This window comes from Streptomyces sp. NPDC006134 (assembly GCF_040628835.1).
Lineage (GTDB): Bacteria > Actinomycetota > Actinomycetes > Streptomycetales > Streptomycetaceae > Streptomyces.
Map to the genome: position 1 here is coordinate 1 of NZ_JBEXTV010000099.1, position 15,426 is coordinate 15,426.

14 protein-coding genes and 1 pseudogene are annotated in these 15,426 nt (G+C 72.2%); 12 read left to right on the forward strand and 3 right to left on the reverse strand.

The window, feature by feature from the left end; genetic code table 11:
* Positions 1-803 (reverse strand): polyketide synthase (locus ABZ340_RS35175; protein WP_358785961.1); only part of this gene is annotated, 803 nt, incomplete at its 3' end.
* Between the two features lie 97 nt (positions 804-900).
* Positions 901-2,538, reverse strand: coding sequence for a PhpK family radical SAM P-methyltransferase (locus ABZ340_RS35180; RefSeq protein WP_358785962.1), 1,638 nt, complete (start codon positions 2,536-2,538; stop codon positions 901-903).
* A gap of 1,687 nt (positions 2,539-4,225) precedes the next feature.
* On the opposite strand from ABZ340_RS35180, the gene ABZ340_RS35185 reads away from it, so the two are divergent.
* The 12 genes from ABZ340_RS35185 to ABZ340_RS35240 all read left to right on the forward strand — a co-directional run bounded on the left by ABZ340_RS35185 (position 4,226) and on the right by ABZ340_RS35240 (position 15,313).
* Entirely contained in the window at positions 4,226-4,951 is a 726-nt protein-coding gene (locus ABZ340_RS35185; protein WP_358785963.1) for a glycoside hydrolase family 11 protein, read from the forward strand.
* Positions 4,952-5,628: 677 nt separating this feature from the next.
* Entirely contained in the window at positions 5,629-6,459 is an 831-nt protein-coding gene (locus tag ABZ340_RS35190; protein WP_358785964.1) for an AfsR/SARP family transcriptional regulator, read from the forward strand.
* Between the two features lie 119 nt (positions 6,460-6,578).
* Positions 6,579-6,842, forward strand: coding sequence for an acyl carrier protein (locus ABZ340_RS35195; RefSeq protein WP_358785965.1), 264 nt, complete (start codon positions 6,579-6,581; stop codon positions 6,840-6,842).
* A gap of 45 nt (positions 6,843-6,887) precedes the next feature.
* Positions 6,888-8,186 carry a beta-ketoacyl-[acyl-carrier-protein] synthase family protein gene (locus ABZ340_RS35200; RefSeq protein WP_358785966.1) on the forward strand — a complete coding sequence of 433 codons (1,299 nt, stop codon included), beginning with the start codon at positions 6,888-6,890 and terminating at the stop codon, positions 8,184-8,186.
* Positions 8,183-9,001, forward strand: coding sequence for an alpha/beta fold hydrolase (locus ABZ340_RS35205; protein ID WP_358785967.1), 819 nt, complete (start codon positions 8,183-8,185; stop codon positions 8,999-9,001). Before ABZ340_RS35200 ends, ABZ340_RS35205 begins: the two co-directional genes overlap by 4 nt.
* On the forward strand, positions 8,998-9,969 hold the full coding sequence (locus ABZ340_RS35210) for a hypothetical protein (protein ID WP_358785968.1): 972 nt from the start codon (positions 8,998-9,000) through the stop codon (positions 9,967-9,969). Before ABZ340_RS35205 ends, ABZ340_RS35210 begins: the two co-directional genes overlap by 4 nt.
* Positions 9,966-11,087 (forward strand): beta-ketoacyl synthase N-terminal-like domain-containing protein, encoded by a 1,122-nt coding sequence (locus tag ABZ340_RS35215; RefSeq protein ID WP_358785969.1) that lies wholly within the window; start codon positions 9,966-9,968, stop codon positions 11,085-11,087. Before ABZ340_RS35210 ends, ABZ340_RS35215 begins: the two co-directional genes overlap by 4 nt.
* 591 nt (positions 11,088-11,678) lie before the next feature.
* Positions 11,679-12,104 (forward strand): hypothetical protein, encoded by a 426-nt coding sequence (locus ABZ340_RS35220; RefSeq protein WP_358785970.1) that lies wholly within the window; start codon positions 11,679-11,681, stop codon positions 12,102-12,104.
* Positions 12,101-12,607 carry a beta-hydroxyacyl-ACP dehydratase gene (locus tag ABZ340_RS35225; RefSeq protein WP_358785971.1) on the forward strand — a complete coding sequence of 169 codons (507 nt, stop codon included), beginning with the start codon at positions 12,101-12,103 and terminating at the stop codon, positions 12,605-12,607. The genes ABZ340_RS35220 and ABZ340_RS35225 overlap by 4 nt, the downstream gene beginning before the upstream one ends.
* A complete protein-coding gene (gene fabG, locus ABZ340_RS35230; protein WP_358785972.1) occupies positions 12,604-13,359 on the forward strand; it encodes a 3-oxoacyl-[acyl-carrier-protein] reductase in 756 nt (251 codons plus the stop codon). Before ABZ340_RS35225 ends, fabG begins: the two co-directional genes overlap by 4 nt.
* Positions 13,356-14,099 (forward strand): DsbA family protein, encoded by a 744-nt coding sequence (locus tag ABZ340_RS35235; protein WP_358785973.1) that lies wholly within the window; start codon positions 13,356-13,358, stop codon positions 14,097-14,099. Before fabG ends, ABZ340_RS35235 begins: the two co-directional genes overlap by 4 nt.
* Positions 14,100-14,131: 32 nt before the next feature.
* Positions 14,132-15,313, forward strand: coding sequence for an acyl-CoA dehydrogenase family protein (locus ABZ340_RS35240; RefSeq protein ID WP_358785974.1), 1,182 nt, complete (start codon positions 14,132-14,134; stop codon positions 15,311-15,313).
* 8 nt (positions 15,314-15,321) lie between these two features.
* Here the strand turns inward: ABZ340_RS35240 and ABZ340_RS35245 are convergent.
* Positions 15,322-15,426: pseudogene (locus ABZ340_RS35245) on the reverse strand (glutamate-cysteine ligase family protein); the annotation flags it as partial.

Sequence of the window (15,426 nt, forward strand, 5' to 3'; positions counted from 1 at the left end):
TCGTTGTTGACGGCGGAGCCGCGGACGAGGGCGTAGACGTGGTCGCCGTCGGCGACGGCGTCCCGCCACCGTTTCAGCACCACCGCCGCCACACCCTCACCGCGCAGCATGCCGCTGGCGTCCCGGTCGAAGGCACGGCAGTGCCCGTCCCGGGAGAGGATGCCGCCCTCCTGGTACAGGTAACCCGACCGGTGCGGGAACTGCAGGCTCGACCCGCCCGCGATCGCCGTGTCGCACTCGCCGCACAGCAGCGCCTGGCACGCCAGGTGCACCGCGACCAGGGAGGTGGAGCAGGCCGTCTGCACGGTCAGCGCCGGACCCGACAGGCCCAGCCTGTAGGCGATCCGGGTGGCCAGGAAGTCCGGGCTGTTGCCCAACTGGCTCTGGAAGTCGGCGAGCACGCCGGCCGAGGCCGGGTCGCGCGCCACATGGGTGAGCAGGTAGGTCATGCCGGAGACACCCGCGTACACCCCGATCCGCCGGCCGCCGCGGTCGCCGGCGTGCCCGGCGTCCTCCAGGGCGTGCCACGCGGTCTGCAGGAACAGCCGCTGCTGGGGGTCCATCAGTTCCGCGTCGCGGGCGCTGGTGTCGAAGAACTCCGCGTCGAACAGGTCCCAGTCGTCCAGGACCGCCTTGGCCGGCACGTAGTCCGGATGGCGGTAGACCTCCTCGGCGATGCCCTCGGCGGCCAGTTCCTCCTCCGTGAAGAAGGACACCGACTCCACACCGTCGCGCAGATTGCGCCAGAACGAGGCGATGTCCGGGGCGCCCGGGAACCGTCCGGCCATGCCCACGATCGCCACCGCGTCCTGAAGTTCTTCCTCGTATTGCGTGTCGTATGACGCGTCCGAGCGCACGACGAAAGGACCCCCTGTCAGCTGAGAAAGAAAGACGCCGGATTCAGGCGGGCGTGACGACGTGGAATCGCGCGCTCTCCCGGAGGGAGGCGAGAATGCCCGGTTCGATGAACGTGCGTCCGGGGTGGGCCATCTGGTCGGCCACGGCGGCGTTGAAATGCCGCAGGAATGTCTTCACCTGGTCCAGGGTCATACCGCGGCGCTGGAGGTAGAAAACACTCCACTGTTCGAAACCGAACTGCGGCAGCCAGATGGAATTCTTCACCGAGGTGAACATGTCGTTGATGATGTCGCAGGCGGTCGCGGAATCCATGGTGTCGTGGCTCCAGTTGAACGCCTCGCCACGGATTCCGTAGGTGTTGCGCTGCTGCCAGATCGGGGTGACCGGATCGGCGTACCACAGTTGGGCGCGATAGAAGTCGGGGCGCCCCTCCTCGATGAGGCTGATCGTCTCCGCGACGGTCTCCTCCGTCTCACCGGGGAAACCGACGATGAGTGACGCGTAAGCGGATATGCCGACCTCGTTGAACGCCTCCAGCGCCGTGAGGTAGTGCTTGCGCCGGGCGGTCTTGTTCATCCGCTTGAGCATCGCGTCGCTGCCGGACTCGATGCCCAGGAAGACGCCTTCGCAGCCGGCCTCGCGCATCAGCCGGATGGTCTCCACGTCTCCGTGGTCGCTGCGGTAGAAGGAGTTCCAGCGGAAGCCGTACCCCTTGTCGATCATCAGCCGCAGGATCTCGCGGAACCGCACTTTCGGGACGTTGAAGGTGTCGTCGATGAAGGTGATCGTGTTGACGTGGGGGAGCCGGCTGAGCCGGTCCAGCTCCTTCTCCACGTACTCCAGGTCCAGGTACGTGTACTTGCCCGCACGCTGCGGGAAACCGCAGAACGCGCAGGAGAACGGGCACGACTTGGCGGTCCGCGTGGTGATGAACTCGTTGATCGCGCCGGGCGGGAACAGGTCGTAGTCGACCATGTTCTCCTCCAGCGGGTTGGACTCCACCTCGGGCAGCGTGAGGGCGAACGTGTCGCCCTTGCGGTAGGCGAGGTTCGGCACGGTGCTCAGGTCGTCGCCGGCGCGCAGCGCCTTGATCAGCCGGGTGAGGGTCTTCTCGCCCTCGCGGCCGATGACGTAGATGTCGCCGCCCAAGTAGTCCAGCAGGGCCTCCAGGTCGGGCCCGGAGACCACCTGCGCCTGGTTGGCGATGTACGGACCGCCGATGACGATCTTGGCCTTCTTGTTGTACCGGCGGACGAACTCGACGATCTCGATGATCGGCTGCGCGGACACGTACAGCGTCGTCGTGATGGCGACCGTCAGCACGTCCTGCGACTGGAGTTTCTCGCGCAGCCGGTCCTTCTCCAGATGGAAGAGGTTCACATAGTCGAAGGACAGTCCGGCCCGGTGCAGATACGTTCCGAGGTAGGTGATGACGGGCCACAGGAAGTCGGAGTTGTGGAAGTGCTGCGGCCGGTCGGGGAACTCTTCGTTGTGCAGTCGGGTCAGCAGATCGAGTGCACGCAGCGGTTCGCCCTCGTGGTCCACGTAGGCCAGCCGGAGATCCTGGAAGGCGCCGGATTGCTCGCCCATGGCCCGGACTGTTTCGACGTAATCCCGGAAAGGTGTGTCGTTGAACCCGATCAGTAAGCAATCCATGGTTCTCCTCCAGACCCGCACCATGTCCCCCGACGTTCGAGCGGAGTGCAGACCGACGATCGAACACGCCGATCATCTGTACGAACGATTTTCTACCACATGCGTGCAGCCGCCACACGGTTTGCGGTGCACGAGGAGCCAGTCGGACTGGCGTGATTCTTTTGGGTTCGATGCCTCGTTCCGGCTGGCGAAGCGGTTCCCGTGATCTGGGCGTACCCTCCCTGGAGCCCGCGAACAGTGTTGATGAACGCTCCTTTCGGGATCGGGTGCGCCAGTAGCTGTCGTGCGTTCGACGCTGCTAAGCCCCTTCGAGGGGCAACGATCCGGACAACTTGGTGAGACCGTGTACGGGGTGAACGCTCTGTCACCCCAGGGTCCTCTGAGTGGTCGAGGTCTGTCCGTACGTATCCAGTGATGCCGAGGGCGGTCACGGGATCCTTTGCCGGTCGCGAGCGGTGCGACGTAGGGCGGCGGTGATGTTGGTGTGGCCGTCTGGACGGTGGAGGCCGATGGTGGCTGCTCAACCTGGCCCCACCCGGGCCGCCAGTGGGCCGAACGCGGCAGCAGGCCAAGGACCCGACCGCAACCTCCGCCGCACGTCCACGGGTCATGATGAGCCGCCTGACCACTGGAGTGAACGGGACGGAGTCTGCGGGGGCAACGGTCGTGGCAGCTCGGTCTGGCCTGAGCGGGCGGGATGGGCTGTCGACCGTGACGCTCCTTTGACGCTCTGGGCGCACTCACGCTGCTCGGTGAGCCGAGAAAGCTGCTCTGAGCTGGTCTTTTCTGTGACTCGCTCGAGTCGACACCTTTCCGATGACGCATCATGTGGAGTGCGTGGCGATTCTGGAGCTTGCAGCAAAGGGTCTGTGACCTGCTGGTCTGCCGGATGCTGATACCTCGGTTCAGTCCGCCCTGTACCCGGCTGGCCGGGCCCTCGACGGGGCCGGCGGCCGTTGGGAACGGGTATGGGCTGCTGCGGGCTGGGCGAGGTGGCCGTCGGGGGCCGGGAGGGTCGCGGCGAGGTGGACGCCGAAGCCGATGCTCCATGGTGTGCCGCCGAGGGACTGGGCGACGTCGGCGGCCTCGTCGGTGGCGAGGTGGACCTCCTCCCTCCGGGCCGGCGCGTCGCCCGTGCCGAGAGATGGGTGCGGGGGGCCACCGTGCGGGGGAACACGCGTCGAGAGCCCCGCGAGGGGGTGGGCCAGGTCGCAGCGGAAGGTGATGGCATCGGTCCGGGCCGTCCGCCGAAGCCGGCGACGGGTGGTGTGCTCGTTCATCCCGGTCGCCGCCCCGCGGTCGAGGGAGCCGAGGCGTCCGTCAGGGCGAGGCCGACGGATGCGAGGGTTCGCACTCGTTCGAATGTTTCGAACCTCGTGCCCATGCTTGCGTTACGTTTCTTCCCTATCTCGGTCCATCCCTCGTAACGGTTCGCGCGAGAGGTGGATTGACCAGTGAAGACGTACTCGCCAAGGCTTCTTCTGTTAAGGAAGTGTTTCCGAAAGGCTGTCGAAAGTGTTGACAGGGTCATGGCGCTCTACGAAAACTGTGGCCACCGGACGACAGGAGGCCGTCGTTCCCCTCGCGCCGTGTGACCGGGGGCGGCGGCCGGTCGTCGCGGCACGACGACGGGCGGCGCCCGCCGTGTTCCATGCAAGGCCGCGGGCGGCGGAAGCCGCCCGCCCCCCACCAGCCTTCACCGGGAGGACGCATGCAGCAGGACGGCACGCAGCAGGACCGGATCCAGCAGAACCCCGCCCCCTTCGGCGGCTTGAGCCGGCGAGGCTTCCTCGGCGGCGCCGGCGCCGCCGCGCTCGCCACCGCGTCCGGGCTGCTGCTGCCCGGCACCGCCCACGCCGCCACCACCATCACCACCAACCAGACCGGCTACGACGGCATGTACTACTCGTTCTGGACCGACGGCGGCGGCTCCGTCTCCATGACGCTCAACGGCGGCGGCAGCTACAGCACCCGGTGGACCAACTGCGGCAACTTCGTCGCCGGCAAGGGATGGAGCACCGGCGGGCGCAGGACGGTCCGCTACACCGGCTACTTCAACCCGTCGGGCAACGGCTACGGCTGCCTCTACGGCTGGACGTCGAACCCGCTGGTGGAGTACTACATCGTCGACAACTGGGGCAGCTACCGGCCCACCGGCGAGTACAGGGGCACCGTTTACAGCGACGGCGGCACGTACGACATCTACAAGACGACGCGGTACAACGCCCCCTCCGTCGAGGGCACCCGCACCTTCGACCAGTACTGGAGCGTCCGGCAGTCGAAGGTGACCAGCGGCTCCGGCACCATCACCACCGGCAACCACTTCGACGCCTGGGCGCGGGCGGGCATGAACCTGGGCCAGTTCAGGTACTACATGATCATGGCCACCGAGGGTTACCAGAGCAGCGGAAGCTCGACCATCACGGTCAGCGGCTGATCTCCGACCGGCCAGTGCCCGGCTGCGGGCCCCGCCTTCGCGGCGGGGCCCGCAGCCGTGGCGTACTCGCCACCGCGGTGGGGGCACCTCCGGCCGAAGGCCGGGGGAGGGGCGACCGGTCCGGCAACCAGCACCCCCGCACAGCGATCGGCGACCTTCCATTCCACGGGCGCGAGACCGGCCACCACGCACAGCGCCGGCCCCCGACCGGCAGCCGGAGTCGGCGCAGAGAGCCTCCACCGGTCCCGGACCGGTTCCACCGCGACGGTGGTCTCCGGCCGGACAGGTTCGTCGCTTGAGAGGCCGGGGCACAGCCCGGAGGCCGGCCTGATCCCGGGGCGCCGCCCGCCCGGCGGGACCCCCGCGCCGCAGGCGCACGCGGCACCGACGCGCCCGGCCATACGGAGGCGGCCCCGGCCATACGGAGGCGGCCCCGGCCGCACGGAGGCGGCCCCGGCCATACGGAGGCGGCCCCCGGCGCGTGCGGAGGCGGCCCCCGGCGCGTGCGGGGGCGGCACCGGGCGCGTGCGGGGGGCGGGACCGGAACAGCGGGGTCTGAGATTTTCACGATCGAGCACGTGAGCGGCTCACCGCCGAAGCGGGACTCCGGCACTGGGCCGGGCCCCGCCCGGCTGCCACGGTCGTAGGGTCACCCGACCGACCGACCTGGAGTCGCCATGGAGATCAGCCTGCTGGGGCCGCTCGACGCCAAGTCCGCGGGCACGCCGATCCTGCCGCGTGCCGCCAAACAGCGGCAACTGCTCGCCCTGCTGGCCCTGCACGCCAACCGGGCGGTGCCGGTGCCCATGCTGATGGAGGAGATCTGGGACGCCTGCCCTCCCCGCAGCGCGTCGACGACCCTGCAGACCTACATCCTCCATCTGCGCCGGCTGATCAGCGCCTCGCTCGGCGACCGCAGCGGAATGGTCGCCAAGGAGATCCTGGTCTACCAGCACGGCGGCTACCAGCTGAAGATGCTGCCCGGGACGGTCGACGCCCAGGAGTACGACCGGGTCGCCGCCCAGGGGCAGGCCGCGTTCGACGCGGGTGACCGGGAGAGCGCCGTCGCCGCGTTCCGCCGCGCCCTCGACCTGTGGCAGGGGCCCGCCCTCACCGACGTACGGGCCGGGACCCTGCTCGAACTGGAGCGGGTGCGGCTGGAGGAGAGCCGGCTCGGCATCCTGGAGCGGCGCATCGACATCGAGCTCGGCATGGGACTGCACACCGAGCTGCTGCCCGAACTCGCCGTGCTCACCGGCCGCCACGGCCTCCACGAGGGACTGCACGCCCTGCGCATGGTCGCCCTCTACCGGGCGGGCCGCCCCTCCGAGGCGCTGTCCGCGTACAGCGCCCTGCGCACCCGGCTCACCGAGAGCCTCGGCATCGAGCCGTCCGCCCGGATCCAGCGGCTCCAGCGGGCCGTGCTGGCCGGTGACCCGGTCCTCGACGCGGGCCGGACCGGTGGCGCCCCCGGCGGGCGGCGCCCCCTCGGCTTCCTGGCCGCCTGACCGCCCCGGCGGGGCTTCGCGGCGTCAGCCACCGGTCAGTTCCCGGTCAGCGCCCCGCAACAGACTTCTGGCAACCGCCGAAGACACCCACTCAACCCAGCGATCGCACTGGAGGCGTCATGCCCAGCACCACCGCCGTCACCACCGAGCAGCGCGCACAGATCAAGGAGATCGTCTGCGACATCCTCGAGATCGAGGTCGACGAAGTCACCGACACCAGCCTGTTCAAGGAGGAGCACAACGCGGACTCCCTCGGGGCCATCGAGATCCTCTCCTCCCTGGAGCGCGAGTTCGGCATCGAGATCGACCAGGTCGAGCTGACCCGCATGGTCAACCTCGACGGCGTCGTGGCCGTCGTCGAAAAGGGCCTGGCGGCCAAGTAGGCACCCCGGGCCGGGTGTGCGGAAGAGGACAGACGGGAGACAGTGGTGAACAGCGAACGCCCAAGACCCCGCCGGGTCGTCATCACGGGACTGGGGGTCGTCACCAGCATCGGGACCGGGCCGGAGGCGTTCCTCGACGGACTCCGTACGGGCCGTAGCGGCGTCCGGCCGATCACGTCCTTCGACACGTCCGGCTACGCTTACGCCAACGGCTGCGAGGTGGCCGACTTCGACCCGGCCGAGTGGATCGAGCACATCGATCCCGACGAGCTCGGCCGGGCCAGCCAGTTCTCCGTGGCCGCGGCCCGCATGGCCGTCGCCGACGCGGGCATGGCGGTCGGGGAACTGCGCGACCGCCGTGCCCTCGTCGCCATCGGCACCACCGACGGAGAGTCGCACGACCTCGACGTGCTGATCGAACGCCAGCTGGCGGACGGGCCGGAGCGGCTCGACCCGGTGCTGGCCCGGCGCTCGTCGGCCGGGCTGCTCTCCAGCAGCGTGGTGCGCGAACTGGGCCTCACCGACGTGGAGGCCGTGACCATCCCGACCGCCTGCGCGGCCGGCAACTACGCCATCGGCTCCGGCTTCGACGCGATCCGCGCGGGCGAGGCCGAGGCCGCCCTGGCCGGCGGCGCCGACGCGGTCTGCCGCAAGACCTTCACCGGCTTCTACCGCCTGGGCACCATCGCGCCCGAGGTGTGCCAGCCGTTCGACGCCGACCGCCAGGGCATCCTGACCGGGGAGGGCGCGGGCGTCCTCTTCATGGAGAGCCTCGACTCCGCTCTGGCACGCGGCGCCCGCATATACGCCGAGGTGCTCGGGTACGGGCTGAACTGCGACGCCCACCACCCGGTCGCCCCGGACCGCGACAGCCTCGCCGCCTGCATGGACCTGGCCCACCGCAACGCCGGGATCAAGCCCGAGGACATCGACTTCATCTCGGCGCACGGCACCGGCACGCAGGCCAACGACGTCACCGAGGCCGGGGCCATCCGCCAGGTGTTCCCCGAACCTCCCCCGACCGTGTCCATCAAGTCGATGCTCGGCCACACCATGGGCGCCGCCAGCGCCCTCGCCACGGCGGCCTGCGCCCTGGCCGTGACCGAGGGCTTCATCCCGCCGACCGTCAACCACCGGCGGACCGACCCCGACTGCGGCCTGGACCCGGTGCCCAACCGGGCCCGCGTCGCCGACGTGCGGATCGTGCAGAACAACGCCCTGGCCTTCGCCGGGAACAACGCCGTGCTGATCCTGGCCCGGTACGAGGGCGACGGCGACGGCCGGCCGCAGGGACCCGGAACGTCACCGGAGCGGGGTCCCGTCCCCGGTGGTGTCGCCGCATGAGCGTGACCACCGTCGCCGGCGTGCGGGACGCGGGCCTCACCGGTGCGCCGAAGCTGCGCCGGGCCGCCCGCTCCGGCGACGGCCGCAAGATCCTGATGCTGCACGGGCTCGGCGGCAAGACCACCGTGTGGGACCGGTTCGTCGAGCGGGCGGACGACTCCATGGAACTGTGGGACGTCGACCTGCCCTGGCGCGCCATGGCCGACAGCGACGGGTGGGGCTCCCTGCCCGACCCGGTGCGGTTCCTCGTCGGCCTCGTCGACGAGAGCTACGACGCGGTGGTCGCCCACTCGTACGCCGCGAACCTGCTCACCGAGGCGTACGCCGACGACCGGGTCCCGCCCCGGCCCACCGTTCTGATCAGCCCCTTCCACCGGTCCAGTCCGCGCGATTTCGACTGGTCGGTCATCTCCTACTACCTCAACGACTTCCACCGCGTCTTCGAGGAGGCGCTGGAGGTCGGCGAGACCGGCAAGTACCCCAAGGCCCACCGCGACTGGCTGGCGCTGCGGCTGCGCGACCGGATCGGCCCGTACGGCTGGATGCGGTTCTTCGAGACCTACCTGCGCTCGCCGTTCCTCGACCTCGGCGCGGTCCGCGCTCCGCTGCTCGTCCTGTCCGGCGAGAAGGACATCGCGGCCCGGCCCCAGGACGGCCGGGCCCTCGCGGCCGGCGTGCCCGGCGCCCGGTTCGAACTCCTCGCCGGCTGCCGGCACTTCCCGATGGTCGAGCAGCCCGGGCCGGTCGCCCGGCTCGTGAACGACTTCCTGCGCACCCACCTCCTCTGTGACCTTCCCGACCTGGAGACGTCATGACGAACAGCACCGCCGTCGGCCCGGACGGCGCCACCCGGCTGGACCTCCGGCCCCGCTACGAGGGCTCCAACATCTGCACCTGGATCGGCTTCAAGCACGTCAACTACATGGTCGAGGAAGCCGTCTACGACCACCTGCGCCGGCACGGCCACCCGGCCGGCGGCCTCTACGAGCGCCACGGTCTCGCCGTCGACATCACCGACATCGACACCAAGATCCTCACCGCCTTCCACATCGACGACGTCGCCCACGCCGTGGTGCGGCCGACGCCGGAGAAGGAGAAGGGCGACGGCAAGCGGTTCCTCGTCGAGTTCACCGTGGACCGGGACGGCGAGGAGGTGAAGGCGGTCGTCGCCAAGGTCGCCGTACAGCTGCGGCTGGACCCGCACGGCCACCCGGCCGAGGAGCCGCCCGCCGCGCTCGCCCCGTACGTCGTCGACCGGCTCGGCCCCGGCGCGGAGCCCATCCCGGTGCCGGAGGGCGCCGACCCGCTGGAGCTGCTGACCCAGGGCCGCAACGCCTTCGGCTGGGCCTGGCGCATGCCGTACTTCTACTGCCACTTCACCGAGCGCGTCCAGATGTCCGGCTACCTGCGGCAGATGGAGGAGGTCGTCGACCTGTTCCTCGCCGACCGGGGCGTCTCCATCAAGACGCTGCTGGACGAGCAGGACTGGATCCCGGTCGTGCCGCACTCGCGCATCCGGATCCTCGACGAGGCGAAGATGGAGGAGACCCTCTACACCGTCTACACCGTCGAGAACGTCTTCAAGCGCTACACCTACACCGCCCGCCAGGACACCTACGTGCTGCGCGACGGCGTGCTCGTGCCGACCTCCACGGGCCGTATCACGCACGGCTGGGCCGTCATCGAGAACCGCCGCGACTGGAGCCTCGTCGACTTCGACGACCGCCTGCTGAACGCCCTGAACGGCAAGGCCGGCACCACGGCGGGCCGGGACTCGGCATGACCACCCCCGCACTCGACGCGGCGCCCCCGGCGGAGGCCGGGGCGCCGGGGACGCTGGTGCTGACCGCCTGGTCCGCGGTGTCGCCGTTCGGCACGGGCGCGGACGCCTTCCGCGCCGGGCTGGCGGCCGGCACCGGCGCGGTCGCCCCCCTCGACCAGGAGGCCCACCCCGGGCCGTACGGGGAAGGCGCCCTGGTGCCGGGGTTCAGCGCCGCCGGGGCACTGGGCAAGAAGGGCACGCGCACCATGGACCGGGTCACCGCGCTGGCGGTGAGCACCGTGGCGCAGCTGCTCGACGCGGCCGGGCCCGGGCTGCTGGACCGGCCCGAGCGCGTCGGGCTCGTCCTCGGCACCGGTTCCGGAAGCGTCCAGAGCATCATGGACTTCACCCGCGACTCGCTCACCGGGGAGCGCCCCTACCTGGTGGACCCGGCGCGGTTCCCGAACACGGTGATGAACCGGGCGGCCGGGCAGAGCGCCATCTGGCACGGCATCAAGGGCCCCAACACCACCATCGCGGGCGGCTGGCTGACCGGGCTCCTCGCGCTGGGCTACGCCGCCCGGCTGCTGCGCGGCGGGCACTGCGCCCAGGTGCTGTGCGGGGCCGCCGAGGAGTACTCCGTCCAGCGCGCGTGGCTGGAGTGGCACACGGCCGGAACGGGCGCGGACGGACGGCCCCCGCTCGGTGAGGGCGGTGCGGCATGGCTGCTGGAGCCGGCCGCCGAGGCGGCGGCCGGCGGGCGCACACCGCTGGCCACGCTGCGCGCCACCCGCTTCCGGGCCTACCAGGACCCCGCGGACGCCGGTGCCGCGCTCACCGCCTGCGTGACGGCCGCCCTGGCCGACGCGGGGGCCGCGGCCGGGGACGTACGGGTCGTCGCGCCGCTCGGCACCCCGGGCGAGGAGGAGGCGGTACGGGCCGCCCTGCCCGCCGGCGCGGAGCCGCGCTGGGTGCGGTGCCGCCCCTTGCTGGGCGACGCGTCGGCCGCGGCCGGCGGTTTCCAGCTGGCGGCGCTGCTGGCCGCGGCCGGCGACCACGCGCCGGCGCCGGGCGAGGTCGCCCTGGCCACCGGAATCGACCGCGACGGCACGGTGGGCGTCGCCGTGCTGGGCACCTAGAGCCTGTCGTTCGGGTCACGCCGCGGACACGGGGCCTGGCACGCGCGTCTGCGGCGTTGCCGCCGGTTGCGGGCTCCCCCCTGCGCTCGGCTGCGCTCGTGCGGGGGACCCGACCCCATCGCGCCGACGCCCTCCCCCGCCGCGCAGCCGCACGCACCAGACCCCGCTCACCGGCATGACAAGCCGCCGCCGGTGCCCCGTGACCCGACCCGAACGACAGGCCCTGGAACCCCGGCCCGGAACACGGCCTGGCGGGGCCGCGGCCCACCCGCCCCGCGCCGTGCGGCCGTCCCGCTTCGGACAGGACGGCCGGCCCGGCACGGGCGCATGCCCGGCCACCCCCTGATCGCCGGCCCCGGGTTCCCCCGCCCGGGGCCGGAACCGACCGCCCGGGGCCGGAACCGACCGCCCGGGGCCGGAACCGACCGCCCGGGGCCGGAACCGACCGCCCGCGCCGCGTCCGGCCCACGCGGCGCGGTGACCGCCCCGCACCCTCCCGGCCTCGTTCGAGCGGGGGCCTCGCACCGCTCCTGCGGAAGGCGCCCGGGCCTTGCACACCGTGACCCACGTCCGCCCGAGGAGGAACTGACCATGATGCTCGAACAGGCCCTGACCATCGTCGGCATGGACCGCGGACCGGCCCCCGCGGCCGACGGCGCCGGCGCGGACGTCACCGTGCGCGGCACGCTGACGGTGGCCGAGGACGACCCGTTCCTCGACGGCCACTACCCCGGCTTCCCGCTGGTCCCCGGCTTCGGCCTCGTCCAGTACGTGCACGACCTCGTCACCGGCGCGCTCGGCGAGCCCCGCGACCGTCCCGCCGTCGTCGAACGGGCCCGCTTCCTCAGCCCCGTCCGGCCCGGCGAGGAGATCGTCGTCGAGGCGCGCCTCGCCCACGGGGAGGACGGTGTGCGCACCGACGCCGAGGTCACCGCCGACGGCCGCCCCGCCGCCCGGATCCGGCTGCGCCTGCCGGAAGCGGTCCCCGGCCACAACCCCCAGGAGCAGCCCCGATGAACACCGCCCGTGTCATGGCGGTCATCCCGCACCGCCGCCCCGCCCTGCTCGTCGACCGCATCGTGACGGTGGAGCCCCGGCGCCGTCTGGTCGCGCAGAAGGCGGTCACCGTCGCCGAGCCCGCCTACGGCAGGCTCGGCGAGGACCCGGCCGACGAACACCTCGCCTACCCCTTCGGGACGCTCCTGGAGTCCTGGGCGCAGTGCGCGGTCGCCCTGGCCTGCTGGGAGGAGCCCAACCCCGAGGTCGGCAAGGGCAAGGTCGTGCTCCTCTCCCAGGTCCGCGACGCGCGGACCCTGGCGCCGGTGTACCCGGGCTCCGTCCTGGTCCACGAGGTCACCGTGGTGCGCGACGTCGGCGACACGTACCTCGTGACGGGACGCAGCACCGTCGACGGCGTGACCGTCCTGGAGATCGGCCAGGTGACCCTGGCCCTGCGCACCGCCGACGCGCTGACCGCCGCGGCGGCCGCGACCGTACCCACAACCGACGAGAGGTCATGATGTCCGCGAAGGAACTCGACCGCCCGGTCGCGCTGGTGACCGGGGGCTCCCGGGGCATCGGCCGGGCCGTGGTGACCCGGCTCGCCGCCGACGGCCACGACGTGGCCTTCTGCTACCGCTCCGACGAGGCGGCGGCCGAGGCCGTGGCCAAGGAGGCCGAGGCGGCGGGCGCCCGGGTGCTGACCCGGCGCGTCGACGTGGCGCAGCAGGCCGAGGCGGAGGCGTTCGTCCGCGCCGCGGAGAAGGAACTGGGACCGGTCCACACGGTCGTCTCCTCCGCGGGCGTCGTCCGCGACAACCCGCTGGTGCTCATCGACGGGGCGGCCTGGCAGGAGGTGCTGCGCGTCAACCTCGACGGCACCTACCACGTGTGCCGGGCCGCCGTCTTCGCCATGATGAAGCGCCGCACCGGCACCGTGGTCACCATGTCCTCGGTGGCCGGCGTGTACGGCAACGCCACGCAGACCAACTACTCGGCGTCCAAGGCCGGGATCATCGGCTTCTCCAAGGCGCTCGCCAAGGAGGTCGCCCCGCGCGGCATCCGCGTCAACACCGTGGCGCCCGGCTTCATCGACACCGACATGACGGCCGCGCTGTCCGACGGCGCGAGCGACGATCTCGCCCGGCGCATCCCGCTGGGCCGGTTCGGCCGCCCGGAGGAGGTCGCCGACCTGGTCTCGTTCCTGGCCTCGGACCGCGCCTCGTACATCACCGGCCAGGTGTTCGGCGTGGACGGCGGGCTGGTGCTGTGACCGCGCCCGCCCCCGGGACCCGGTCCCGCGCCGCCAAGGTCCCGCGCTACTACTTCTCGCTGCGCAGCCCGTACTCCTGGCTCGCCCACCGGGAGCTCCTGGACCGCTATCCGGACGTCGCCGCCGCCGTCGAGTGGCGGCCCTTCTTCGAACCGGACGCGACCAGCGAACGGCTCCTCACCGAGGCCGGCGGCTCCTTCCCGTACACCCCGATGTCCCGCGCCAAGCACCTGTACGTGCTCCAGGACGTGCGCCGGCTCGTGAAGGAGCGCGGACTGTCCATGACCTGGCCGGTGGACCGCGCGCCGGTGTGGGAGGTGCCGCACCTGGCCTACCTGGTGGCCCGGGACGCCGGACCCGGGTACGGCGCCCGCTTCGTCGCCGCCGCCTACCGCACCCGCTGGGAGGAGGGCCGCGACATCTGCGACCCGGCCGTCGTCGCGGGCATCGGCGCGGAGCTGGGCCTGGACCCCGAGGCGCTGGCGGGCGCGGCCGGCGACCCGGAGCTGCGCCGGCGCGGCGTGCTGGCGCTCCGGGACGTCTGCGACGACGGGGTGTTCGGCGTCCCGTTCTTCGCGCACGGCCGCAGCCGCTACTGGGGGCTGGACCGGCTGGCCGGCTTCGCCGCGCACCTGCGTGCCGCCGAGCCGCCCGCCCGGACGCTGCCCGGCCCGGTGCCCGTCGCCGTCGGCGACGGAGCCCGGGCCACCGACGACGGACACGCGGGCGGCTGCGGATGACCGGCGTCCGCCCGACCGAGCGGAGAGAGGCGATGACCGAACTCGACGACCGGCTGATCGGCCTGCGCGGCCAGTTCCGGGAGTGGGGGCACGACTTCCGCAAACTCGCCATGGACATCGACGCGGACCCCGAGGCGATCCGCCTCCAGTTCGACCTGCCGGCGGTGCGCTACCTCGCCACGATGGGCGTCCCCGCGGAGTACGGCAACGAGCCCGAGCCCATCGCGGGCCACCGGTTTTACGGGGTCGGCGCCCTGGAACGCGCCGTCATCATGGAGGAGCTGGCCGCCGCCGACGCCGGGGTGCTGGTCGCCTCGCCGGGCCCGCTGCTGGCCGGTGTACTGATCGACGTACTGGCCGACCGGCGGCAGAAGGAGTGGTTCTACGGCCGGATGGTCGCCGACCCGCTGTGGACGTGCTTCGCGCTCACCGAACCCGAGCGCGGCTCCGACGCCGCCGGGCTGACCACCGCGCTCACCGCCCGCGAGAACGGCGGCGGATACCGGCTCGACGGCACGAAGCGCTACGTCGGCAACGCGGCCCGCGCCCAGCTCGCCGTGGTCTTCGCCCGCACCCGCCCGGGCCCGCTCGGGGTGACCGCCGTCCTGGTGGACACCGAGCGGTCGCCGGGGTTCCGGGCCAGGCCGCTGCCGATGATCGGGCTGCGCGGGGCGATGATCAGCCATGTCGAGCTGGACGGGGTGGAGATCGGCGAGGAGGACCTGCTCGGCCGGCACCTGCCGCCCACCAGGCGCGGCACCTGGGCCTTCGTGCAGACCTTCAACCGGCTGCGGCCCGGCGTGGCCGCCATCGCGGTCGGTGTCGCCCGGGCCGCGCACGCGTACGTCCTGTCCAACCGGCGCTCCCTGAGCCGTGCCGACCGCGACCGGCTCGACGCGCTGGGCCGCCGGATCACCGCCACCCGCGCGCTCGTGCACCGGGCCGCGGCCGCCGTCGACCTGCGCAGCACCAACGGGCATCTGGCCTCCGCCGCGAAGCTGCGGGCGGCCCGGCTCGCCGAGGACGCCACCCGCGAGGCGTGCACGTACTTCGGGCCCGGCGCCCGGCTCGACCACCCGCTGCTCGACAAGCTGGCGCGGGACGCGCGGGCCATGGAGTTCCTGGAGGGCACGGGGCACATGCAGCGCCTGACGCTGTTCCAGGGCTACACCTCCGGCAAGTTCGACCGCGACGCGCCCTTCCCGGCGGTGTGAGCCGGCGCGCCCGCGGGCGGCCAGCGCTGCCACAGCATGGTGCGCCAGCTGGCGTACCCCGTGTCCGCGCCCAGCCAGAACGGCGAGCTGGCCGACAGCGCCAGCAGGGGCGG